Here is a 22,033-nt window from a genome sequence, read left to right on the forward strand (position 1 = left end):
CTCAGCCGTACAACTGCGGCCGCCGGTCCTGATGCAGGTCATTGCGCGCACTGATGCGCTTGTTGCGCGCCTCGGCGAGGTTCAGCGTGGCCAGCAACATCTGCTCACCGCCCTGCTCCGCCGGCCCGGCCAACGGATAGCCGTCGGCATCGACGATGACCGAGCCCTGGACCCAACCAACTCCACGTTCATGGCCATAGCGATCACAGGCGGCGATGAACATGCGGTTGACCGAGGCATTGGCCTGCACCCGCAGCACTTCGGCCGGGCGCTCGGTTTGCGGCCGCGGACCGTCGGGCCAATTGACCGGCGCGCACAACAGTTCGGCCCCGGCCAGCGCCGCAAGACGCACCCACTCGGGGAACTCCAGGTCGTAGCAAATCAGCATGCCGAGCCGTCCATGCACAGTTTCGACCACCGGCGGTGGCGCATCGCCGGCCGTGAAGATGTCCTTCTCGACATCCCACAGATGCGCCTTGCGGTACACCGCGCGCAGGCCGTTGGCATCGATCATCGCCGCGCTGTTGGCCAGTTCATCAGCGGGCAGGCGCTCGCAGAAGCCGCCGACTATCACCAGGTTCAGCTCACGGGCCAGGGCCTGCCACAGTTGCAAGGCCGGACCATCAACGGTTTCCGCCAGGCCCAGCGCCTCAAAGCGGTCGGCAAACAGATAGCCGCTCTGCACCAGTTCGGGCAGCACGACGACTTGCGCGCCCTGAAAGGCTGCCTGGCGAATCGCGCGTTCGGTGAGCGTGCGGTTGTAGGCCAGGTCGCCTATTTTCGGTGCCAGTTGGCAGCAGGCGACCACTGTGTTTTTAGCGTTGTTCAACGCACTGTCTCCGCAGATGAATGGGTCATGGCGACGATGTCGCTTTCGCTCAGCGCGTCGATCACCCGGCGTTCGGCGGCCAGATCAATCGAGCGACTGAGCAGGTAGTAGGTCAGCCCCGACACCACAAGCCCCACCAGCCAGGCGATGTCCACGCCTTCAAGCATCCGCGCCAGCGGACCAACGAACACTTCCTTGTTGGCCGCTGCGTTGAAGATGTAGAAGAACGGCACCATCGCGGCGAAGCCGATCAGGTACGAAACGATGCCGCGAAATTGCCAGGCGCCGTAGATGCCTTTTGGCGTGAAGAAATGCGGGATCGCATAACGGCCCTTGCGCACGAAGAAGTAGTCCACCAGGTTGACGGCGGTCCACGGCACGAGGAAGTACAGCAGCAACACCAGGAAGGTGTTCAGCAGAGCGATGCCGTCACCTTTGATCGACAGCACGCAGGTCAACAGGATGACGCTGATCACACTGATCGAGAGCACACGGGCGCGGGGTGTCGGGGTGATTTTTTTGATCGAGTCGACGCCGGTCAGCAGCGTCAGCATGGCGCTGTAGGTGTTGAGCGCGATGATCGGCAGGAAGCCCGCCACCGAAACGATCACCAGCAGATTGCCCAGCCCCGGAATCATCGACGAGCCGACCTGATTCAACGCCACCAGCGCATCCGCCGCTTTCAATTGCTGCGCCAGCCAGGCACCGAGGCCGATCATCCAGCTGCCCGACAACGAGGCGCCGATGAACACCGCCGCAATCAGTTTCGTCCGGCTGGTGTTTTTCGGCAGGTAACGGGAATAGTCGGACACGTAGGGTGCATAGGAAATGTTGTAGCTGGCACCGATGGCGAACAACGTGGCGAAGGCCACCCAGTTGAAGCCCAGGTCGGTTGCCGGGGTGACGCCTTCGGAACCTGCGCCGAACATCAGGGCGATGGTCACCAGTGCGTACAGCGGCAAGGTCGCCAGCAAGGCCCACTTGAAGGCCTTGTGCATCAGGTCGTGGCCGTAGATCGACAACAGCGCGCCGATCATTACCACGGCCACGGCCACGATGGTCGGGTCGATGCCAAACACATGTTCAAGGCCGTTCATGATCAGCGAGATGTTCACCACATTGAAACCGACGAACACAAACATCGTCGCCATCAACGCCAGGATCACCCCGCGATAACCGAACTGCGCACGGGACTGGATCATCTGCGGCAGGCCCATTTCCGGGCCCTGGGAGCCGTGGAACGCCATGAAAATGGTGCCGAACATGATGCCCAGGGCACCGGCGAGCATGGTCCACAGCGCCGACAAGCCGAGGCTCGGGCCGACAAAGCCGATGGAGATGGTGAAGAAGTGGAAATTGCCGAGGAACCAGAATGGGCCCTGGCTGCCGAGTTTGGCGTGACGTTCGTTTTCCGGAATGTAATCGATGGAGTGGCCTTCGATGGCCAACCCGCCGCTCGCCTCGGTGGCGTGCGCAGACACTGGGGAACCTGACATACGATTGTTCCTATGCTGTTGTTTGTTGTTTTTGTGGGTACAGCGCTCGCTACGACGTCCAGATCAGGTGAAACTCCAGAAAAAGCTGACGATGACGCTGGTTTCACGGCAATGTAGGGCGTGAGTTCTGGCAGTAAAATATCGCAGGCACACTGTTCACATAGATCGGTATCTATGTAAGCGAGAATCGGGAGCCCCCATGCTGGGAACTGTTACGGAGCTGGATCTGCGTCTGATCCGGGTATTTCTGACCGTCGTCGAAGCGGGCGGCATCTCGGCGGCACAAACCGCTCTCAACACCACGCAACCCACGATCAGCGCGCAACTGGCAACGCTGGAAGCGCGGGTCGGTTTCCGCCTGTGCGAACGCGGACGCGGCGGGTTTTCCGTGACGCCCAAAGGTACTCAATTCATTGAGGCAGCCCGGCGCTTGCTGGCGGCGGCCGAAGGTTTTCGGGTCGAGGTGCAGCACATCAACCGCAAAGTCTCGGGCAGTATCAACATCGGTTTGCTAGGGCAAATCGACCCGGTGGCGAACAGGAAAATCGGCCAGGCCATTGCCCGATTGCGGGCTCGGCACGAGGGGCTGTACTTCCATTTCACCGAGCTGTCGTCGTCCCTGCTGGAAGAAAAAATCATCAACGGCCATATCGACCTGGCCATCGGTTACTTCTGGCACCGCTTGCCCAGCATCGATTATTTCCCGCTGTTCCCGGAAACCCAGATTGCCTACTGCGCGCCCTCGCATCCACTGTTCGACCAGGTTGGCGCGCTGACCCGGGAAGATGTCAGCGGGTTTGACTGGGTCTGGCCGAGCCATCCGCTGCCGGAAATGCCGGCCCCCACCTCCATCGAGCGCCTGACCGTGCTCACCGACAGCATGGACGGCGCGGCCCTGCTGATTCTGTCCGGCCAGCACCTGGGGTTTCTGCCGCAGCACTACGCGACCCGGCATGAACAGCTGGGGCAGTTGCACCCGCTGAACCCTGACCTGCTGCGCTATGAGGTGAGCTTTCATGCGGCGGTGCGGCATTCGGCGCGGCAGCGGGACCTGGTGAGTGCGTTCCTGAACGAGCTGATCGAGATTTTCGGTTCACCCTTGTAGGAGCGAGCCTGCTCGCGATGGACTTCCGGGCACCGCTGGGTATCTGGCCCCCCGCGTTATCGTTAACGTCCATCGCGAGCCGGCTCGCTCCTACAAGGGGGGCGCAATGGTGTTATCAGAAGCGGATTTCAGCAGCCGGGACCACATCGATCCGGGCCACCGAGCCGCTCAGATCTGCCCAATCCTTGTTGTGTTGGGCAATGATGTCCTCGGCAGTGACATTGCCATTGTCGACGGTGGAGTGCGCGTCGGCGGCCAACACCACGTCATAGCCCAATTGATGCGCCTGACGCAGGGTTGCATTCACGCAGTAATCGGTTTGCAGGCCGCAGATGACCAGCCTTTCGAAGTCTTCTACCGGCAACAACCGTTGCAGGTTGGTCTGATAGAACGAATCGCCAGTGGTTTTACGTACGCGATGATCTTCGGGCGATGTTTGCAGCCCTTCGGCCAGTTGCCAGCCTGGGGCACCGTGTTTCAACAGTTCACCCTCTTCTTCATGCTGGATCAGCACCACCGGAACGCCGGCCTTGCGCGCCCGGGCAGACAGGTCATTGATGGTGTTGATGACCCGTCCAATCTCGAAGCACTCGTACTCCCCGGAACACAAAGCTTGCTGGACGTCGATGATTAATAACGCAGTGGTCATGATTTCCTTCCTTGATATGTCGAGGGATCAGGGGACGAACATAAGCCCGTCCCCCTCCGGACACAACCCTCAATAACCCAGCGACAACCCGGTGTTACGCCGTGGGTCGTTCGCCCCGTAGAAACGGTTATTGCCTACCGGTTTGCCACCCAGGGATGGCGCGCCGACCAGGATCGCCGCCAGGTGGTTGGCATCCTGGGGACCGGCGAACTTGTGGCCCCAGCTCTCGAGGATTTTCACCGTGTCCGGGCTGGTGGTGAAGGCTTCCAGGTTGGTTTCCTCCGGCAGCCACTGCTGGTGGAAACGCGGTGCATCCACCGCCTCCTGGATGTTCATGCCGTAGTCGATCACGTTGAGCATGGTCAGCAATGTCGCGGTGATGATGCGGCTGCCGCCCGGAGTGCCGACCACCATCACCACTTTGCCGTCCTTGGTGACGATGGTCGGGCTCATGGACGACAGCGGCGCCTTGCCGGGCGCGATGGCGTTGGCCTCGCCCTGCACCAGGCCGTACATGTTCGGTACGCCGATCTTCGAGGTGAAGTCGTCCATTTCATCGTTGAGGATGACCCCGGTCTTGCTCGCCATCACGCCAGCACCGAACCAGTCGTTGAGGGTGTAGGTCACCGACACCGCGTTGCCCCACTTGTCGACGATGGAGTAATGGGTGGTGTTGCTGCCTTCATGGGGCGCTACGCCGGGCTTGAGTTCACTGGATACCGCGGCTTTTTGTGGTTTGATCGCCTCGCGCAGCTTGGTCGCGTAGTTTTTATCCAGCAGATGGGCAATCGGGTTCTTCACGAAATCCGGGTCGCCCAGGTAACTGTTGCGGTCCACATAGGCATGGCGCATTGCCTCGATCTGATAGTGCATGCCCTGGGCCGAGTGGTAGCCCAGTTCCTTCATCGGGTAGCCTTCGAGGATGTTCATGATCTCGCAGATCACCACGCCGCCGGAGCTCGGTGGCGGTGCGGAAACCACGTGATAGCCACGGTAGTCGCACTCGATGGGCGCCAGTTCACGGGTCTTGTATTTGTCGAGGTCGGCCTGGGTGATGATGCCCTTGTTGGCCTGACTGGAGGTGACGATGGCGTCGGCCACCCAGCCTTTATAGAAACCGTCGGCGCCTTTCTCGGAGATCTCCCGCAAGGTTTTGCTCAGGTCCTTTTGCACCAGTTTTTGGCCGACCTGCATCGGCTCGCCGTTACTCAAGAAGATCGAGCCGGAATCCTTGATGTCCTTCTTGAACATGTCGGTGGCGTAGTCCAGCAGATCGACATCCCCCTGCTCCAGCACGAAACCGTCTTCGGCCAGCTTGATGGCCGGGGCGATGATTTCCTTGCGCGGCTTGGTGCCGTACTTGGACAGCGCCAGTTCCATGCCCGATACCGTGCCCGGCACACCCACGGCCAGGTGGCCACGGGTACTCAGATCGGGGACGACATTGCCCTCCTTGTCCAGGTACATGTTGGCGGTTGCGGCCAGCGGGGCTTTTTCACGGAAGTCGAGGAAGGTCTTGCGCCCGTCCGCCAGTTGAATGGTCATGAAACCACCGCCGCCAAGGTTGCCTGCCGCGGGGTACACCACTGCCAGCGCATAGCCGACCGCGACCGCCGCATCCACGGCATTGCCGCCGTTCTTGAGCACATCCACGCCCACATGGCTGGCCAGGTGCTGGGCCGTGACCACCATGCCGTTTTCCCCGGTAGCCGGGGCCACGGAGGCGGCATGGGCGGTCAGGCAGCTGAGCGCCAAGGAGGTCGCAATCAGCGATTTGGCAAAAGGTTCGTACTTCATGAGTCGGTCTCTTCTTGTTATTAAACAGGGGAACGTTTCGAAAGCAGTAGGCAAGTATGGTCGGGATTACGTATTGCGCCTCCCCGCCGAGGCAGTATCCTTAACGCCTGTTCAGCAATTTTGCGCGAGCCCTGGCATGACCTATACCTGCACCACCGTGGCCTCCCCCGTGGGCCAGTTGAAGCTGGTCGCGAACGGTTCACGACTGGCGGCCATCCTCTGGGAAAACGACAAACCCGGGCGGGTGTGCCTGGGACCGATGAGCGAAGCGCCGGACAATCCGATCCTGGTGCGCACGGCTGCGCAGCTACACGAATATTTTTCCGGCACCCGCGATCGCTTCGAACTGGATCTGGATTTTGCCGGCACGGAATTTCAGAAGAAGGTCTGGGCGGCGCTGCTGACCATCCCGTTCGGCGAGACCCGCAGCTACAGCCAGATCGCCGAACAGATCGGCAACCCGGCGGCAGTCAGGGCGGTGGGTGCGGCGAATGGCAAGAACCCGATTTCGATCGTGGCGCCCTGTCATCGGGTGATTGGCGCGTCGGGCAAGCTCACCGGGTTTGCCGGTGGGCTTGAGGCGAAGGCGTTGTTGCTGACCCTGGAGGGCTGCGAGTGGTCAGGCGCCAGTCGCATGGATGATTTGTTTTAGGGACGCACTGCATCTTTGTGGCGAGGGGGCTTGCCCCCGTTGGACTGCGCAGCGGTCCCAAAAGCATTTGTACTTTTATTCTGGACGTTCGCACGCTCCGCGATGACGACTGCTTCGCAGCCGAACGGGGGCAAGCCCCCTCGCCACAAAAGCCCTTCCACCACAGGGTCAGGTTGGGGCGAAGAGGTTTTTCATCGCCGCATACTGCAACAGCATGATGGTCTTGGCGTCGCAGATTTCGCCACGGTAAAACGCTTCGAGCGCGTCCTCGAACGTCCACTCCAGCACTTCCAGCTCTTCGGTTTCCGCCTCCAGCCCGCCACCGTCGCTGACTTTCGACTTCGCGTCGTATTCGGCAATGAAGAAGTGCAGTTTTTCCGTCACCGAACCGGGGCTCATGTACGCCTCGAACACCTTCTGCACATGGTGCACGCGGTAACCCGTCTCCTCCTCCGCTTCATCGCGGATGCGGTCTTCAGGTGCCGCGCCTTCCAACAGCCCTGCCGCCACTTCGATCAACAGCCCATCGTGACCGTTGACGAATACCGGCAGGCGAAATTGCCGGGTCAGTACCACGGTTTTCTTTTCGCGGTTGTACAGGAGAATCGCCGCGCCATTGCCACGGTCGTAGACCTCCCGGACCTGGCGTTGCCACTCGCCGTTGTTGCGTTGGTAATCGAAGGTGATTTTCTTGAGCAGGTACCAGTCGTGGGACAATACCTGAGACTCAAGGATGTTGACCCGCTCGGCTGTGTTCGACATGACAACGCGTCCTGTGATTTGTCTGAGGGTCCACATGTTAAGTGAAAACGCACAGCCTTTGCCCCCTCAGGCAAGCTGCGCCTTGTACTCCTTCTCGTATTGTCCGGCCAATGACTCTTTCTGTTTGTCGTTGAGCAGCTTGCCAGCCATCTGGAAGAACTTCTGCTCTTCTTCCTCGAGGTGATGATGCACTTTCTCCGAGAGTTTCTTCGCGGTCACCAGCCACGCCGGGCTGGACATCTCGGTGTCGTCCAGTTCCTCCATCATTTCGTCCATTTCGTGATGTTCGGCGATGCCATGACGGCTGAGGTCGATACCGTTGTCGACCTCCATCAACGGGATGTAGAAATGCCGCTCTTCGGCCGTGGCGTGTGCCTGCAATTCAGACTTGAGTTGCTTGTACGCCTCGACCCGCTCAGGCGTATCGCCGCTGGTATGGATCAGCGCTTTTGCATAGGTCCGTTGGCGTTCGTGGCTTTCACGCAAGGCTTCAAAAATGTTCACGGGGTGGTTGTCCTCATCAGCTGCGTTCTGGAGTGACGCGTCTTAAGGAATGACAGCTGCGCATTGGCCACGGTTCAACTTTTCCGGGGATGGAACAATCGCGACAACCGGGATAGGCTGCGGTTTCACTGCCATAAGGATATAGCCATGAACCTGCGTATCGAACGCAAGCACAACCCCAGCACCGAAGAGCGCGAGGCGATCCTCGTGCCGTTACGCGCCTACAACTCCTCGAAGTCTGCAAGCCCGCCACCGGAACATATCGCGTTACTGATACGCGACGACAACGACGAAATCGTCGGCGGCGTTTACGCCCGGTTGTTCTATCAGTGGTTGTTCATAGACTTGCTGGCGGTGCCGGAACAGGCCCGGGGACAAGGCATGGGCACCCGGTTGATGCAGATGGCCGAAGACCTTGCACGGGAAAAGGAATGCGTCGGTCTGTGGCTGGAAACCTTCGAGTTCCAGGCGCCGGAGTTCTACAAGAAATGCGGCTACAGCGAGATCGGCCACATTGCCGATTACCCGCCGGGCCACAAGCACTTCTTCTTCCAGAAGCGCCTGAATTACTGACCACACACAAAACAACTGTGGGAGCGGGCTTGCTCGCGAAAGCGGTCTATCAACCAACATTGATAGCGACTGACACTAAGTCTTCGCGAGCAAGCCCGCTCCCACAAGTTACTGCGCAAGCCTTCGAATCACAGGCAAGTCGCCAACGCCGCCAACCGGCGCTTGGCCACGAAATCATCCTTCTGAGCGTAGTAGCTCAACACCGTGCCCGAGGCATCGGTGGTCACGTCGACGAAGGACTCCGCCGAACGGGTGTAAACCGTCGTGCCGCCCTTCTCCCCCGGTTGCAGATAGGCAGCGGCATCGACGCCGAACACGGCCTCGTCCTGCCAGGAAAACTGCACGCACTGGGCGACGTCTTTGCCCGGTTTTTCCGAGTTCAGGGTCTTGTACGGGGCCTTGGTGCGGGCGTCGTTCATCGCCGAGCCTGCGCATCCGGCCAGCAACGTCACGGCCAGCGCCACCATCAGAATTCGCATTGCATTCACTCATCAGGAAAAAGCGGACTTTATCACCCCGGCGGGCCGTACCGTTCTGCTTTACTGCATTTATACCGCGACAGCGCGCAACGATTCGCGCACCCTGTCGCGCCAATATCGCCCCATCGCACCCATGACTGGAAACCTGATGACACCTAATGCCGAGTTCTACAAACCGAGCACTGAATATGCCGACAAGCTGATCAGCCAGATCGGTCAGACGCCCTCCTGGATTGCCAAGCGAATCGGCGTCACCGACAAGCGGATTCGTTACATCCTCGACGGCGAAAGAACCGTCAAAGGCGAAACCACGCCGATCCAGATGACCTACATCGAACAGTTTGCCCTCGAATGCCTGGCGGCAGCGGCCAAGGCCAGCAAGAAGTAGTCTTCGTAATCCCATCCAAGGAGCGACCATGGCGGCAACCGAGCAGCAACATGAGCAGGCACTGAAGCGGTTTCTCGATGCGCGCCCCGAGTTGCGCGAAGAACTCGACCACCTCAACCCGCTGTTGGCCCAGGCCAAGGGTGAAACGGCGGCACAGTATCGCGAAGAACGGCTGCACGAAGCGTTTGAAGCTGAAGCAGAACGCCAGCAGTTGTTCGCCTGGGAACTGACGTTGCAGTTAACTGCCGCCACGCCCCGGGACTACGAAGCGCAGCGCCTTGAAGTACACCGGGAAGTGGCGGAAATGGCCGGCATGGACTGGCTGGAATATTGCGAGTTGAATGGGATAAAACCGTAAACACTGTTCATGGAGGCCATCGCCGATGCTGCCCAACACCGCCAGGACCCACGCCAGCCCCGGTCATTTGCACACACAGAAATGGCGCGGGCGCATAGGCTTGAGCCTGGTGGCCATGCTCTCGGTACTCGCCGGCATGACCGACGCCATCGGCTTCATGGCCAGCGGCGACTTCGTTTCGTTCATGAGCGGCAATACCACCCGGATGGCGGTCGCCATCAGTACTGGTGACCTTGGGTTGACCCTGCGCCTGGTGATCCTCATCGCCACCTTCATCGTCGGCAACGCGCTGGGCATTATCGTCAGCCGCCTGGGCAGACGCCGGACCCTGCCCTTGTTACTGTGCATTGCCGCCCTGCTGTGCGCCGCCGCGGCCTGGTCGTATGACGAGCAACTGCCAGCCCTGCTGGCGGCGATCATCGCCATGGGCATGCTCAACGCCGCGGTGGAAGAAGTAAATGGCCTGCCGGTGGGCCTGACCTACGTTACCGGTGCCCTGTCGCGTTTCGGCCGCGGGCTGGGCCGCTGGATGCTCGGCGAGCGCCGTAGCGGCTGGCGGGTGCAGTTGATCCCCTGGACCGGCATGTTCGCCGGCGCGGTACTCGGTGCCGTGCTGGAACACCACCTGGGGCTCAAGGCGTTGTTTGCCAGTGGCCTGCTGGCTGCCGGGCTCGGGGTGCTGTCGTTGAAGATCCCGCGGCGTTGGCAGTTGGGGTATATGCCGCGCTGAGTCTGGTGTTGTCTGGGCGGGCCTCATCGCGAGCAAGCTCGCTCCCACAGTGGACCTGTGGTGGTTGCTGATTTTGTGTCCGACGCAAATCCCTTGTGGGAGCGAGCTTGCTCGCGATGAGGCCCGCCCAGACAACATCACTTTAGCCGCCCCGCCGATAAAGCATTATCATGGCGGCAGTTTCGCTGATCGAGTCCGTCATGAAGTTCGCCATCGCCGTATTTTCCGCCGCCCATGCGCCCTCCTCGCGCCGAGCCCTGCTGTTCGCCCAGGCCGCGCTGGCCGGCGGGCACGAGATTGTCCGGCTGTTTTTCTATCAGGACGGCGTCTACAACGCGTCCGCCAGCGTGGTCACGCCCCAGGATGAACTGGACCTGCCCAAGCAATGGCGTGCCTTTGTCGGTGACCATCAACTCGATGGCGTGGTGTGCATCGCCGCCGCGCTGCGTCGTGGCGTGTTGAACGAGGAAGAAGCCAGGCGCTATCAGCGTGAGGCTGTAGCCGTCGGCGCACCGTGGGAATTGTCCGGCCTCGGCCAATTGCATGACGCGGCGCAGGATGCCGACCGTCTGATCTGTTTCGGAGGCGCATGACATGGCCAAATCCATATTGATCATCAACCGCCAGTCGCCATGGTCCGGCCCAGGCGCGCGGGAAGCGCTGGATATCGTGCTGGCCGGGGGCGCTTTCGATCTGCCGATCGGCCTGTTGTTTCTCGATGACGGCGTGTTCCAGCTGGCCGCCGGTCAGAACGCCAAGGCCCTGCAACAGAAAGACCTGAGCGCCAACCTGCAAGCCCTGCCGATGTTCGGTGTCGAGGAACTGTTTGCCTGTGGCGACAGCATCACCCAGCGTGGCCTGGACCCCAGCGGCCTGTCGCTGGAAGAAGCCCAGGTATTGGCCGCCCACGAAATCACCGCCCTCATTGACCGTTACGACCAGGTGATCACCCTCTGATGTCGACTTTGCATGTGTTGTCTCATTCCCCGTTCGGCGACGAACGCCTGACCAGTTGCCTGCGCGTGATCGGCGCCAACGACGGGTTGCTGTTGTCCGGTGATGCCGCCTATGCGTTGCAACCAGGCACCGCGCCGTTCACTGCGCTCAGCACGCGCGGCCTGAAGCTGTTCGTGCTGGCCGAAGATGCCCAGGCCCGTGCGCTTGCGGTTCCAGACTGGGCCAGTGCCATCGATTACCCGGCCTTCGTCGAGCTGTCGATTCACTACGACAAGGTCAACAGTTGGCTATGAAGGCATTGACGGTCGGCCCCCGCGCCATCGAACTGGACAAGGACGGTTTCCTGGTCGAACTGAGTGACTGGTCCGCCGATGTGGCCAGTGCCCTGGCGGCGGCCGAAGACATCGAGTTGACGCCCGAACACTGGGAAGTCCTCGAACTGCTGCGCAGTTTCTACGCCGAATTCCAGCTGTCACCGGCCACCCGCCCGTTGATCAAGTACACCGCCCTGAAACTCGGCCCGGAAAAAGGCAACAGCCTGCACCTGAACCGACTGTTCAAAGGCACTCCCGCCAAACTCGCCGCGAAACTGGCGGGCCTGCCCAAACCGACGAATTGCTTATGACCGATTACCCAGCACTGACACTCGAAACACCCGCCGAGCATCCGTTCGCCCAGTTCGTACGGATCCTTGGCAAAGGCAAGCGCGGCGCCCGTGACCTGACCCGGGTCGAGGCCCGGGAAGCCATGGGCATGGTGCTCGATGAAAAGGTCGAGGAAACCCAGCTCGGCGCATTCCTGATGCTGTTGCGGCACAAGGAAGAAAGCTTCGAGGAGATGGCGGGTTTCACCGAAGCCTTGCGCGAACGCCTGAATCCTCCGGCAATGGCAGTGGATCTGGACTGGCCGACCTATGCCGGCAAGAAGCGGCACTTGCCGTGGTATCTGCTGGCGGCCAAGTGCCTGGCGCAAAACGGCGTGCGGATTTTCATGCACGGCGGCGGCGCCCACACGGCCGGACGCTTGTACAGCGAGCAACTGCTGGGCGAATTGAACATCCCGTTGTGCCGTAACTGGCAACAGGTGGGTTCGGCGCTGGATAACGGCGGCCTGGCCTTCATGCCATTGATGGACTGGGCGCCACAGCTGCAACGCATGATCGACCTGCGCAACACCCTGGGCCTGCGCTCGCCGATCCACTCCCTGGCGCGGATCCTCAATCCGTTGGGCGCCCGTTGCGGCCTGCAGAGCATTTTCCACCCGGGTTATCAGGCCGTGCATCGCGACGCCAGTGGATTGCTCGGTGATACCGCCATCGTGATCAAGGGCGATGGCGGCGAGATCGAGATCAACCCGGACGCCGACAGTCACCTGTACGGCACCACCGGGGGCGAGAGCTGGGACGAGGAATGGCCGCAGTTGTCGGCGCAGCGTCACGTCAAACCTGCCTCGCTTGATCCTGAGCATTTGAAAGCGGTCTGGCGTGGCGACGTGGTCGACAGCTACCCGCAAATGGCCCTGATCTCGACCATGGCCTTGGCCCTGCGTGGCCTTGGCCAGACCCGCGAACAGGCCTTCGAAACCGCTGAAAAATACTGGGCCGCGCGGGACAAATCGATTTAATCGATCATTCGCGCCCGATCTTTGCGCTTTTTGTTCGAACTCATCGGAATAGACTCGACTCCATCGATTATGGGTTTCGGGAGTCTTGAACATGGGTTTGTTAGTGGATGGCCGCTGGCAGGACAAGTGGTACGAAAGCAGCAAGGACGGCGCGTTCCAGCGCGAACAGGCGCAGCGTCGCAACTGGCTGACCGCTGACGGCAAGCCGGGACCGACCGGCATCGGCGGTTTCGCGGCCGAACCCGGGTGCTATCACCTGTACGTGTCCCTGGCCTGTCCGTGGGCCCATCGCACACTGATCCTGCGCAAACTCAAAGGCCTCGAAAACCTGATCGACGTTTCGGTGGTCAGTTGGTTGATGCTGGAAAACGGCTGGACCTTCGACCAGCACCTGGGGTCGACCGGCGACAAGCTCGACCACTTCGAATTCATGCACCAGCGCTACACCGCCGACACCGCCGACTACACCGGTCGCGTCACCGTACCGGTGCTGTGGGACAAACAGCAAAAGCGCATCGTCAACAATGAATCATCGGAAATCATCCGCATGTTCAATGGCGCCTTCGACGATCTGACCGGTAACGACCTGGACTTCTACCCGGCGCCGCTGCGGGGAGAAATCGATGCGTTGAACGAGCGGATTTACCCGGCGGTGAACAATGGCGTGTACCGCGCCGGGTTTGCTACCTCGCAACAGGCTTATGAACAAGCCTTCGATGAGGTGTTTGCCGAGCTGGACCGACTGGAGCTGCTGCTGGGCGCCAACCGCTATCTGGCGGGCGAGTACCTGACCGAAGCGGACATCCGCCTGTTCACCACGCTGATTCGCTTCGATGCGGTGTACTACGGGCACTTCAAGTGCAATCTGCGGCGGATTGCGGATTATCCGAACCTGTCGAACTGGCTGCGGGAGATTTATCAGTGGTCGGGGATTGCCGAGACCGTCGACTTCACCCACATCAAAAACCACTACTATGCCAGCCACCGCACCATCAACCCGACGGGTGTGGTGCCGAAAGGGCCGGCGCAGGACTTCACCGCGGCCCATGATCGGGAGCGGTTGAGTGGGAAAGGGGTTTGGCGCAGAGCTTGAGATTTGTGCAGGTTTTGAAGGCCCCATCGCGAGCAAGCTCGCTCCCACAATTGATTTGTGTCGTTCACAAATCACCTGTGGGAGCGAGCTTGCTCGCGATGAGGGCAACTCGGTCTCAGACCTGCCCCTGAGCCCCTTCGAACCACGCCAGTTTCTCGCGCAGTTGCACCACTTCACCCACGATCACCAAGGTCGGCGCATGCACTTCATGCTCCGCCACCAGTCGTGGCAGGTCCGACAGGGTGCCGGTAAACACCCGCTGGTTGACCGTGGTGCCCTGCTGGATCAGTGCCGCCGGGGTATCGGCGGCGCGACCATGCTTGATCAACTGTTCGCAGATGATCGGCAAGCCCACCAGCCCCATGTAGAACACCAGGGTTTGCGCCGGGGCGACCAGATCGGCCCATGGCAAATCGCTGGAGCCGTCCTTGAGGTGGCCGGTGATGAAACGCACCGACTGCGCATAATCGCGGTGGGTCAGCGGAATCCCGGCATAGGCCGCGCAACCGCTGGCTGCCGTGATCCCCGGCACGACCTGGAACGGGATGCCATGGGCCGCCAGCTCTTCGATCTCCTCGCCACCACGACCGAAGATGAACGGATCGCCGCCCTTCAATCGCACCACACGCTTGCCTTTCTTGGCCAGATCCACCAATTGCTGGTTGATCTGATCCTGCGGCACCGCGTGATCGGATCGGCGCTTGCCGACGTAAACCCGCTCGGCGTCGCGACGGCACAGTTCGAGAATCGCCGGTGCCACCAAACGGTCGTACAGCACCACGTCGGCTTGCTGCATCAGACGCAATGCCTTGAACGTCAGCAGGTCGGGATCACCTGGCCCTGCGCCCACCAGATAGACTTCACCGGTTGCCACTGGCGCCTCACCATCGATTTTCGCCTGGAGCAACCGCTCGGCTTCACCGCCCTGCCCAGCCAGTTGCCGATCGGCAACCGGGCCCTGGAAAACATCCTCCCAGAACGCCCGACGCTGCTGCACATCCGGAAACAGGCCTTTGACCTGATGACGGAATCGCGCAGCCAGCCCGGCCAATTGACCGTAGGTGGAAGGAATCCAGGTTTCGATCTTGGCGCGAATCAAGCGTGCCAGCACCGGCGCATCGCCGCCGCTGGACACTGCAATGATCAAGGGAGAACGGTCGACGATGGCCGGGAAGATCACGCTGCACAGGGCCGGCGCGTCCACCACATTGACCGGCACGCAACGCCGATGGGCATCGGCGGAAACTTGTGCGTTCAGCGTTTCGTCGTCGGTGGCGGCAATGATCAGCCCGCAACCGTCCAGATCCGCCTCGGCGTAGCCACGCAACAGGCACTCGCCACCGCTGCCGGCAACCAGCTCGCGCAATTGCGCTTCGATTTCAGGTGCAACCACCCGCAGCAGCGCACCGGCATCGGCCAGCAGGCGGGATTTGCGCAAGGCAATCTCCCCCCCGCCGACGACCAACACACGACTGCCGCGAAGGTTGTGAAACAGCGGCAGATAGTTCATTTAGCCGATGACCTCAAGGCCACCCATGTAGGGCTTGAGGACTTCAGGCACACGGATGGAACCGTCGGCCTGCTGATAATTCTCGAGCACCGCGACCAGGGTACGGCCCACCGCCAGGCCGGAGCCGTTCAGGGTGTGTACCAGTTCCGGCTTGCCGGTTTCCGGGTTGCGGAAACGCGCTTGCATGCGGCGGGCCTGGAAGTCGCCGCAGTTGGAGCACGACGAGATTTCGCGGTACTTGTCCTGGCTCGGGATCCACACTTCCAGGTCGTAGGTCTTGACCGCGCTGAAGCCCATGTCGCCGGTGCACAGCGCCAGAGTGCGGTAAGGCAGTTCCAGCAATTGCAGGACTTTCTCGGCGTTAGCGGTCAGGCCTTCCAGCGCTTCCATGGATTTCGATGGCTCGACGATCTGCACCATTTCAACCTTGTCGAACTGGTGCTGGCGGATCATGCCGCGGGTGTCACGACCCGATGCACCGGCTTCGCTGCGGAAGCACGGCGTGTGGGCGACGAACTTGATTGGCAGCAGTTTCGAATCGACGATTTCGCCGGCGACGATGTTGGTCAGCGACACTTCGGCGGTCGGGATCAAGTACAGGTCGGCTTCGCCTTCGCGCGCGATCTTGAACAGGTCTTCTTCGAACTTCGGCAGCTGGCCGGTGCCTTGCAGCGCCGGGGCCTGGACCAGATAAGGCGTATAGGCCTCTTCGTAGCCGTGCTCGGTGATGTGCAGGTTGATCATGAACTGCGCCAGGGCGCGGTGCAGACGGGCAATCGGGCCGCGCAGCAGGGCGAAACGGGCGCCGGACAGCTTGGCGGCGGTTTCGAAGTCCAGCCAGCCGAACTTCTCGCCCAGGGCGACATGATCCTGAACCGGGAAATCGAAGGCAGTCGGGGTGCCCCAGCGGCGCACTTCGACGTTGCCGTCTTCGTCTTCGCCGACCGGCACCGATTCGTGCGGCAGGTTGGGGATACCCAGCAGGATCGAGTCCAGATCGGTCTGGATCGCGTCCAGTTCGACTTTACCCGCGCTCAATTCGCCCGCCATGCGCTCGACGTCCGCCATCAGCGGCGCGATGTCTTCGCCGCGCTGCTTGGCCTGACCGATGGATTTGGAGCGCGCATTACGTTCAGCCTGCAGTGCTTCGGTGCGGGTCTGGACGGTCTTGCGCTGTTCTTCCAGCGCTTCGATGCGCGCAACATCCAGGGTATAGCCACGGGATGCCAGGCGGTCCGCTACGTCCTGAAGGTTGCTACGTAACAGTTTGGAATCGAGCATGTCGGTTTCTCGTTTATCAAAGTTTGGTCAAGGACAGGCCGGCCCAGGTGGCAAGCAGCCCGCCGAATACGCTGAGCGCCGCATAGCCCAGGGCTAGCGGCACTTGCCCGCTTTCCAGCAGGCGCACCGTATCCAGTGAAAAGGATGAAAAAGTCGTCAGCCCCCCGAGGAAGCCAACGATCAACCCGGCACGCACCTCGATGGGCACCTCCGGGCGTATCAAAAACAGACCGTATAGAACGCCGATCAGCAAACAGCCCACGATATTAACGGCCAGCGTCGCGGTATAGAAGTGCCGCGGCCAATTCGCGTTGATCCAGTTGCCCGTGACGAAGCGCAACAACGTGCCGGCCATCCCGCCGACGGAAACCGCAACGATCAAGGGAAGCACTATTTTCTCCGCTGCCTTGGGCTTAAACGGTCAAGTTTCGCCAGGTGATTGAGTTTTTCACCGATCTTCAACTCCAGGCCACGGGGCACGGGCTGATAGAACGGGATCGGGTCGAGTTCTTCCGGGAAATAGTCTTCGCCAGCGGCATACGCGTCCGGCTCATCGTGGGCATAACGGTATTCATCGCCGTAGCCCAATTGTTTCATAAGCTTGGTCGGCGCGTTGCGCAGGTGCAGCGGCACTTCCAGCGAGCCGTGCTCGGCGGCGGCGCGCAATGCCGTCTTGAAGCCCATGTACACCGCGTTGCTCTTTGGCGCGCAGGCCAGATAGGTGATGGCCTGGGCCACCGCCAGCTCGCCTTCGGGGCTGCCGAGGCGCTCCTGCACCTCCCAGGCCGCCAGGCACAGGCTCAGGGCGCGGGGATCGGCATTGCCAATGTCTTCGCTGGCCATGCGCACCACGCGCCGGGCCAGGTACAAGGGGTCGCAACCGCCGTCGATCATCCGTGCGAACCAGTACAAGGCGCCGTCGGGGTTGGAGCCGCGCACCGATTTATGCAGCGCGGAAATCTGGTCGTAGAACGCTTCGCCGCCCTTGTCGAACCGCCGGCGGGTATCACCGAGCAGGCTTTGCAGCAGGTCGGTGCCGATTTCGCTGTTGTCTTCTGCCAGGTCCGAGGCGTTTTCCAGCAGGTTGAGCAGGCGCCGACCATCGCCATCGGCGGCCGACAGCAGCATCTGGAAGCCTTCGTCGCTGAGGGTCAGGTTACGTTTACCCAGGCCACGCTCTTCGGTCAGCGCGCGGTGCACCAGTTTGCGCAGGGCCGCTTCGTCGAGGCTTTTCAGCACATAGACCCGCGCCCGCGACAGCAAGGCGTTGTTGAGTTCGAACGAGGGATTTTCCGTGGTTGCGCCGATGAAAATCAGCGTACCGTCTTCGACATAGGGCAGGAACGCATCCTGCTGGGACTTGTTGAATCGATGCACTTCGTCGACGAACAGAATGGTGCGGCGGCCGTACTGCGCGGCCTGCTGTTTGGCGATTTCCACCGACTGGCGGATCTCCTTGACCCCGGCCAGCACTGCCGAGACCGTTTCGAAGTGCGCGTCCGAGACTTCCGCGAGCAATCGCGCCAGGGTGGTTTTGCCCACGCCCGGCGGCCCCCAGAAAATCATCGAATGCAGGGCACCCTGCTCCAACGCTTCGCGCAGGGGCTTGCCGCGAGCGAGCACGTGTTCCTGACCGACGTACTCGTCCAGATTGGCCGCACGCAGGCGGGCGGCCAATGGCTGGGCGATGGGGGTGCTGCGAAACAGATCCATGGCGTACGTTGAAAACCTCGGGTTACTTAATACCTGCGGGCCAAAACGCTGACCCTGTGGGAGCGAGCTTGCTCGCGATTACGGCATCACATTCAACATTTATGTCGACTGACCCAACGCTATCGCGAGCAAGCTCGCTCCCACAGGTTTTGCATCAGCCGTTTATTCCTGAATGACGTCCGCGCCCTTGGGAATATCGAACTTGAACTTGGACGCAGGGATCGGCTCGTTCGCCTTCACCCCGGTGAACAGGATATTGGTGCGCTGGCCGACGCTGTCGATCAGTTGCATATCATTGACCAGGCCATTGCGGAACGACAGGCGCAGGCTGTCGAACAGGGTGTCCTTGGTCTTCGGCTTCAAGGTGAAGTCAATCACGCCGCCGGCTTCCTTGGCACTGATGTCGAAGCTCTGGCTGATCTTCGACACGTCACCGGACAACAGCAAGGCCGGGGTCTGGGTCAGGCGCTGGTCGAGGTTCTTGATGGTGGCCTGTTCCAGGTCCGGGTCCCACAAGGTGACTTTCTTGCCATCGGAGATCATGGTCTGTTCGGCCGGCGCATCGGTGTGCCAGTAGAACAGGCCCGGACGCTGCAAGGACATCTCGCCGGCGGTTTCCTGCAATTGAGTGCCTGTGCCATCAAGGGTCAGTTGCGAGAAACGTGCGGTCAGGGTCTGGGATTTTTCCAGCAGTTGGGTCAGGCGCGCCACGTCCTTGTCATCGGCGTTAGCCTGGAGCGTGGTCAAGGCCAGTACCGGCAGCAACAGCATGCGGATCAGACGCATGGGAGTCCTCATAACATTCGTGGGAGTGCGGGCGGCGCAAAAGGCGCCCCCCCTTTCATACTCGGGTCAGTCGCGCACCGGCCCCGGGGCCAGGACTTCTCGCGAACCGTTGGTGTTCATGGACGTCACGACCCCGGCCGTTTCCATGGCTTCGATCATGCGCGCAGCGCGGTTGTAGCCGATCTTCAGCTTGCGCTGAACCGCGGAAATGGAGGCACGACGGCTTTCCAGCACGAACTGGACCGCTTCGTCGTACAGCGCGTCGGCCTCGGGATCGTCACCGTCGCCGCCACCGCTGCTGCCTTCAAAGCCGCTGCCCGCCTCTTCGACGCCATTGAGGATGTCGTCGTTGTATTCCGGCGCACCCCGCAGCTTCCAGGCTTCCACCACGCGGTGAACCTCATCGTCGGACACGAAAGCACCGTGAACACGAATCGGCAGGCTGGTACCCGGCGGCATGTAGAGCATGTCTCCGTGGCCCAGCAGTTGTTCGGCGCCGCCCTGGTCGATGATGGTCCGCGAGTCGATCTTGCTCGATACCTGGAACGCCATGCGGGTCGGGATGTTGGCCTTGATCAGACCGGTGATCACATCCACCGACGGACGCTGGGTCGCAAGGATCAAGTGGATACCGGCCGCACGAGCCTTTTGCGCGATACGGGCGATCAGTTCTTCAACCTTCTTGCCGACGATCATCATCATGTCGGCGAATTCGTCGACTACGACCACGATGGTCGGCAGCTTCTGCAGCAGTGGCGCTTCGTCGTGGATGCTTTCGCGCTTGTACAGCGGATCGCTCAACGGCTCGCCGGCGTCCTGGGCTTCCTTGACCTTGGCGTTGAAGCCCGACAGGTTTCGCACCCCCATCTTGGCCATCAACTTGTAGCGTCGCTCCATCTCGGCAACGCTCCAGCGCAGGGCGTTGGCGGCGTCCTTCATGTCGGTGACAACCGGGCACAGCAGGTGCGGAATGCCTTCGTAGATCGACAGTTCCAGCATTTTCGGGTCGATCATGATCAGTTTGGCGTCTTCCGGGCCAGACTTGAACAGGATCGACAGGATCATCGCGTTCACACCCACCGACTTACCGGAACCGGTGGTACCGGCGACCAGCAAGTGCGGCATTTTCGCAAGGTCGGTGATGACCGGCTTGCCGCCGATGTCATGGCCCAGGGCCAGGGTGACCGGGGATTTGAAGTTGTCGTACTCCGGAGTCGACAACACCTCGGAGAAACGCACGATCTGCCGATCTTCGTTGGGAATCTCGATACCGACCGTGGTCTTGCCCGGAATCACTTCCACCACGCGCACGCTGGTCACGGCCAGGGAACGGGCCAAGTCTTTGGCCAGGTTGGAGATTCGGCTGACTTTTACCCCGGCCGCCGGCTGGATTTCGTAACGAGTGATCACCGGGCCCGGGTGGATCGAATCCACTGCGACTTCAACGCCGAATTCCTTGAGCTTGATTTCCAGCAAGTGGCCAACCGCAGCCAGGGATTCAGGCGAGTAATTGAGTTGTTTCTTTTCCGCCGGATCGAGAATCGAAATCGGCGGCAAGGTGCCTTCCACGGCGCTGTCGACAAACAGCGGCGCCTGCTTCTCTTTCTCGACGCGTTTGCTCGGTGCGGCGGGCTTTGGCGGCGCGGGCGCAATCACCGGCGGCACCTGCTTCTCGCGCTCGGACATGTGCTTGCTCAGGGCTTGCTCACGTTCGATCAGGCGCTCCTTGACCTTGGCCTGCTCGCGTTTGTCGGTGACGGTCGGCGCAACCACTTCATCCATACGGTCGTCGACTTCACGCAACTGGGCAACCAGCTGTTTGCGCTCGGTACGGGCCGCCCACCAGCGATTGGCGGCGCCCTGGAACAGTTCGAACAGGTCGAGGGTGATCTTGCCGGTGATGTCCATCACCTTGAACCACGACAGGTCGGTAAACACGGTCAGGCCGAACAGGAATAACGCAATGAACAACAGCGTACTGCCCTGGATATTCAGGGCGTTCCTGGCCAGTTCGCCGAGGCTTTCCCCCAGCGCACCGCCCGCACCGGCCGGCAGACCGGTCGCGGCATGAAAATGGATATGGGCCAGAGCGGCGCCCGACAGCACCAGGAACACCAGGCCGATCAGGCGCCAGGAGAACAGCCACCCGCTCCACTGCCACGGTTCGTGACGCTGGCGGAAGATCTGGTACGCCTTGATGGCCAGCAGCAACGGAAAGATGTAGGCGAAGTAACCCAGCACCATGAACAGGATATCGGCGCTGTAGGAGCCCGCTGGCCCGCCGAAGTTCTGCACGTCGTCGATCTTGCTGTTATGGCTCCAGCCCGGATCATCCTTGCCATAGGTCAACAAGGCCATCATCAGGAACAGGCACAAGGCACCGATGGCGATCAGCGCACCTTCCTTGAGTCGGTAGTGCAAGTGCTGGCGCCAGAGCGGCACGACGGCTGGTTTGGGTGCTGCGGTGGATTTCTTCAAAACGCTTCTTTTCCTGCGCCAATGGCGCGTCCATCTGGTGAATGTCTATAAAAACCGCGAAAAAACTGCCCAATCCAGGCAGGTAATAAAGTTAACACGTGTAACCGGGACTACTTTTAACACTGCACCCCTGTTTCTATAAACACGGCGCACACTGAATATATGTAACACGCAGGGCATTGTACGGGTTTGTACGCACGACGCCATGCTTGAGACCCTTGGATGCAGCATAGTCAACAGCACATGACATGCCATTCAATTTGAGCATGC

At 60.9% G+C, this 22,033-nt stretch carries 25 protein-coding genes; 12 read left to right on the top strand and 13 right to left on the bottom strand.

The features are described 5' to 3' along the window. Position 1 precedes the first annotated feature (1 nt). Entirely contained in the window at positions 2–829 is an 828-nt protein-coding gene (locus tag KGB29_RS04510) for a nitrilase-related carbon-nitrogen hydrolase (RefSeq protein WP_150814732.1), read from the bottom strand. Continuing rightward, on the bottom strand, positions 826–2,325 hold the full coding sequence (locus tag KGB29_RS04515) for a purine-cytosine permease family protein (RefSeq protein WP_150814733.1): 1,500 nt from the start codon (positions 2,323–2,325) through the stop codon (positions 826–828). Before KGB29_RS04515 ends, KGB29_RS04510 begins: the two co-directional genes overlap by 4 nt. A gap of 199 nt (positions 2,326–2,524) precedes the next feature. Between KGB29_RS04515 and KGB29_RS04520 the strand changes: the two genes are divergently transcribed. Continuing rightward, a complete protein-coding gene (locus KGB29_RS04520) occupies positions 2,525–3,430 on the top strand; it encodes a LysR family transcriptional regulator (protein WP_150814734.1) in 906 nt (301 codons plus the stop codon). 115 nt (positions 3,431–3,545) lie between these two features. Here the strand turns inward: KGB29_RS04520 and KGB29_RS04525 are convergent, their stop codons facing one another. Continuing rightward, a complete protein-coding gene (locus tag KGB29_RS04525; protein WP_150814735.1) occupies positions 3,546–4,079 on the bottom strand; it encodes a cysteine hydrolase family protein in 534 nt (177 codons plus the stop codon). Positions 4,080–4,148: 69 nt separating this feature from the next. After that, on the bottom strand, positions 4,149–5,876 hold the full coding sequence (gene ggt, locus KGB29_RS04530) for a gamma-glutamyltransferase (RefSeq protein ID WP_150814736.1): 1,728 nt from the start codon (positions 5,874–5,876) through the stop codon (positions 4,149–4,151). 136 nt (positions 5,877–6,012) lie between these two features. On the opposite strand from ggt, the gene KGB29_RS04535 reads away from it, so the two are divergent. Then, on the top strand, positions 6,013–6,528 hold the full coding sequence (locus KGB29_RS04535; protein WP_150814737.1) for a methylated-DNA--[protein]-cysteine S-methyltransferase: 516 nt from the start codon (positions 6,013–6,015) through the stop codon (positions 6,526–6,528). Positions 6,529–6,696: 168 nt separating this feature from the next. On the opposite strand, the gene KGB29_RS04540 is transcribed toward KGB29_RS04535, so the two are convergent. Together KGB29_RS04540 and KGB29_RS04545 are read right to left on the bottom strand one after the other, a co-directional pair. Further along, positions 6,697–7,290, bottom strand: a complete 594-nt coding sequence (locus KGB29_RS04540) for an NUDIX domain-containing protein (protein ID WP_150814738.1) — start codon at positions 7,288–7,290, stop codon at positions 6,697–6,699. Positions 7,291–7,356: 66 nt separating this feature from the next. After that, positions 7,357–7,794 carry a hemerythrin domain-containing protein gene (locus tag KGB29_RS04545; RefSeq protein WP_150814739.1) on the bottom strand — a complete coding sequence of 146 codons (438 nt, stop codon included), beginning with the start codon at positions 7,792–7,794 and terminating at the stop codon, positions 7,357–7,359. Between the two features lie 147 nt (positions 7,795–7,941). Here KGB29_RS04545 and KGB29_RS04550 point away from each other — a divergent pair, with 147 nt between their 5' ends. Beyond that, the gene (locus KGB29_RS04550; RefSeq protein ID WP_150814740.1) at positions 7,942–8,367 is read left to right on the top strand and encodes a GNAT family N-acetyltransferase; all 426 of its coding nucleotides are present in this window, start codon (positions 7,942–7,944) and stop codon (positions 8,365–8,367) included. 128 nt (positions 8,368–8,495) lie between these two features. Here KGB29_RS04550 and KGB29_RS04555 read toward each other — a convergent pair whose 3' ends face one another. Continuing rightward, positions 8,496–8,846 carry a hypothetical protein gene (locus tag KGB29_RS04555; RefSeq protein WP_090456593.1) on the bottom strand — a complete coding sequence of 117 codons (351 nt, stop codon included), beginning with the start codon at positions 8,844–8,846 and terminating at the stop codon, positions 8,496–8,498. 148 nt (positions 8,847–8,994) lie between these two features. Between KGB29_RS04555 and KGB29_RS04560 the strand changes: the two genes are divergently transcribed. From KGB29_RS04560 to KGB29_RS04600, 9 genes are all read left to right on the top strand, one after another. Further along, on the top strand, positions 8,995–9,234 hold the full coding sequence (locus KGB29_RS04560; protein ID WP_150814751.1) for a hypothetical protein: 240 nt from the start codon (positions 8,995–8,997) through the stop codon (positions 9,232–9,234). A 28-nt stretch (positions 9,235–9,262) separates the two neighbouring features. Further along, positions 9,263–9,592, top strand: coding sequence for a DUF6388 family protein (locus KGB29_RS04565; protein WP_102670523.1), 330 nt, complete (start codon positions 9,263–9,265; stop codon positions 9,590–9,592). Positions 9,593–9,617: 25 nt separating this feature from the next. Beyond that, the gene (locus KGB29_RS04570) at positions 9,618–10,322 is read left to right on the top strand and encodes a YoaK family protein (protein WP_090456597.1); all 705 of its coding nucleotides are present in this window, start codon (positions 9,618–9,620) and stop codon (positions 10,320–10,322) included. Positions 10,323–10,522: 200 nt separating this feature from the next. Beyond that, complete coding sequence (gene tusD, locus KGB29_RS04575; protein ID WP_150814752.1) at positions 10,523–10,915, top strand: sulfurtransferase complex subunit TusD; 393 nt, start codon at positions 10,523–10,525, stop codon at positions 10,913–10,915. A gap of 1 nt (position 10,916) precedes the next feature. Next, a complete protein-coding gene (gene tusC, locus KGB29_RS04580) occupies positions 10,917–11,279 on the top strand; it encodes a sulfurtransferase complex subunit TusC (RefSeq protein WP_150814741.1) in 363 nt (120 codons plus the stop codon). After that, positions 11,279–11,572, top strand: a complete 294-nt coding sequence (gene tusB, locus KGB29_RS04585; RefSeq protein ID WP_150814742.1) for a sulfurtransferase complex subunit TusB — start codon at positions 11,279–11,281, stop codon at positions 11,570–11,572. The genes tusC and tusB overlap by 1 nt, the downstream gene beginning before the upstream one ends. Beyond that, positions 11,569–11,904: a TusE/DsrC/DsvC family sulfur relay protein gene (locus KGB29_RS04590; protein WP_057714179.1), complete on the top strand. Its 336-nt coding sequence runs from the start codon at positions 11,569–11,571 to the stop codon at positions 11,902–11,904. Before tusB ends, KGB29_RS04590 begins: the two co-directional genes overlap by 4 nt. Further along, positions 11,901–12,902 carry a glycosyl transferase family protein gene (locus KGB29_RS04595; RefSeq protein ID WP_057714178.1) on the top strand — a complete coding sequence of 334 codons (1,002 nt, stop codon included), beginning with the start codon at positions 11,901–11,903 and terminating at the stop codon, positions 12,900–12,902. Before KGB29_RS04590 ends, KGB29_RS04595 begins: the two co-directional genes overlap by 4 nt. Positions 12,903–12,993: 91 nt before the next feature. Next, positions 12,994–13,995, top strand: coding sequence for a glutathione S-transferase family protein (locus KGB29_RS04600; RefSeq protein WP_150814743.1), 1,002 nt, complete (start codon positions 12,994–12,996; stop codon positions 13,993–13,995). Positions 13,996–14,110: 115 nt separating this feature from the next. Here KGB29_RS04600 and cysG read toward each other — a convergent pair whose 3' ends face one another. The 6 genes from cysG to KGB29_RS04630 all read right to left on the bottom strand — a co-directional run bounded on the left by cysG (position 14,111) and on the right by KGB29_RS04630 (position 21,763). Continuing rightward, positions 14,111–15,505 carry a siroheme synthase CysG gene (gene cysG / locus KGB29_RS04605; protein WP_150814744.1) on the bottom strand — a complete coding sequence of 465 codons (1,395 nt, stop codon included), beginning with the start codon at positions 15,503–15,505 and terminating at the stop codon, positions 14,111–14,113. Then, positions 15,506–16,786: a serine--tRNA ligase gene (gene serS / locus KGB29_RS04610; RefSeq protein WP_218543914.1), complete on the bottom strand. Its 1,281-nt coding sequence runs from the start codon at positions 16,784–16,786 to the stop codon at positions 15,506–15,508. A 16-nt stretch (positions 16,787–16,802) separates the two neighbouring features. Continuing rightward, complete coding sequence (gene crcB / locus KGB29_RS04615) at positions 16,803–17,177, bottom strand: fluoride efflux transporter CrcB (RefSeq protein WP_057714174.1); 375 nt, start codon at positions 17,175–17,177, stop codon at positions 16,803–16,805. After that, entirely contained in the window at positions 17,177–18,499 is a 1,323-nt protein-coding gene (locus KGB29_RS04620; RefSeq protein ID WP_150755581.1) for a replication-associated recombination protein A, read from the bottom strand. Before KGB29_RS04620 ends, crcB begins: the two co-directional genes overlap by 1 nt. Positions 18,500–18,661: 162 nt before the next feature. Further along, complete coding sequence (gene lolA, locus KGB29_RS04625; protein WP_008049385.1) at positions 18,662–19,285, bottom strand: outer membrane lipoprotein chaperone LolA; 624 nt, start codon at positions 19,283–19,285, stop codon at positions 18,662–18,664. 66 nt (positions 19,286–19,351) lie between these two features. Then, on the bottom strand, positions 19,352–21,763 hold the full coding sequence (locus KGB29_RS04630; RefSeq protein WP_150814746.1) for a DNA translocase FtsK: 2,412 nt from the start codon (positions 21,761–21,763) through the stop codon (positions 19,352–19,354). Between the last annotated feature and the right edge of the window lie 270 nt (positions 21,764–22,033).

The organism is Pseudomonas sp. BF-B-30, assembly GCF_019956305.1.
GTDB classification, from domain to species: Bacteria; Pseudomonadota; Gammaproteobacteria; order Pseudomonadales; family Pseudomonadaceae; genus Aquipseudomonas; species Aquipseudomonas jessenii.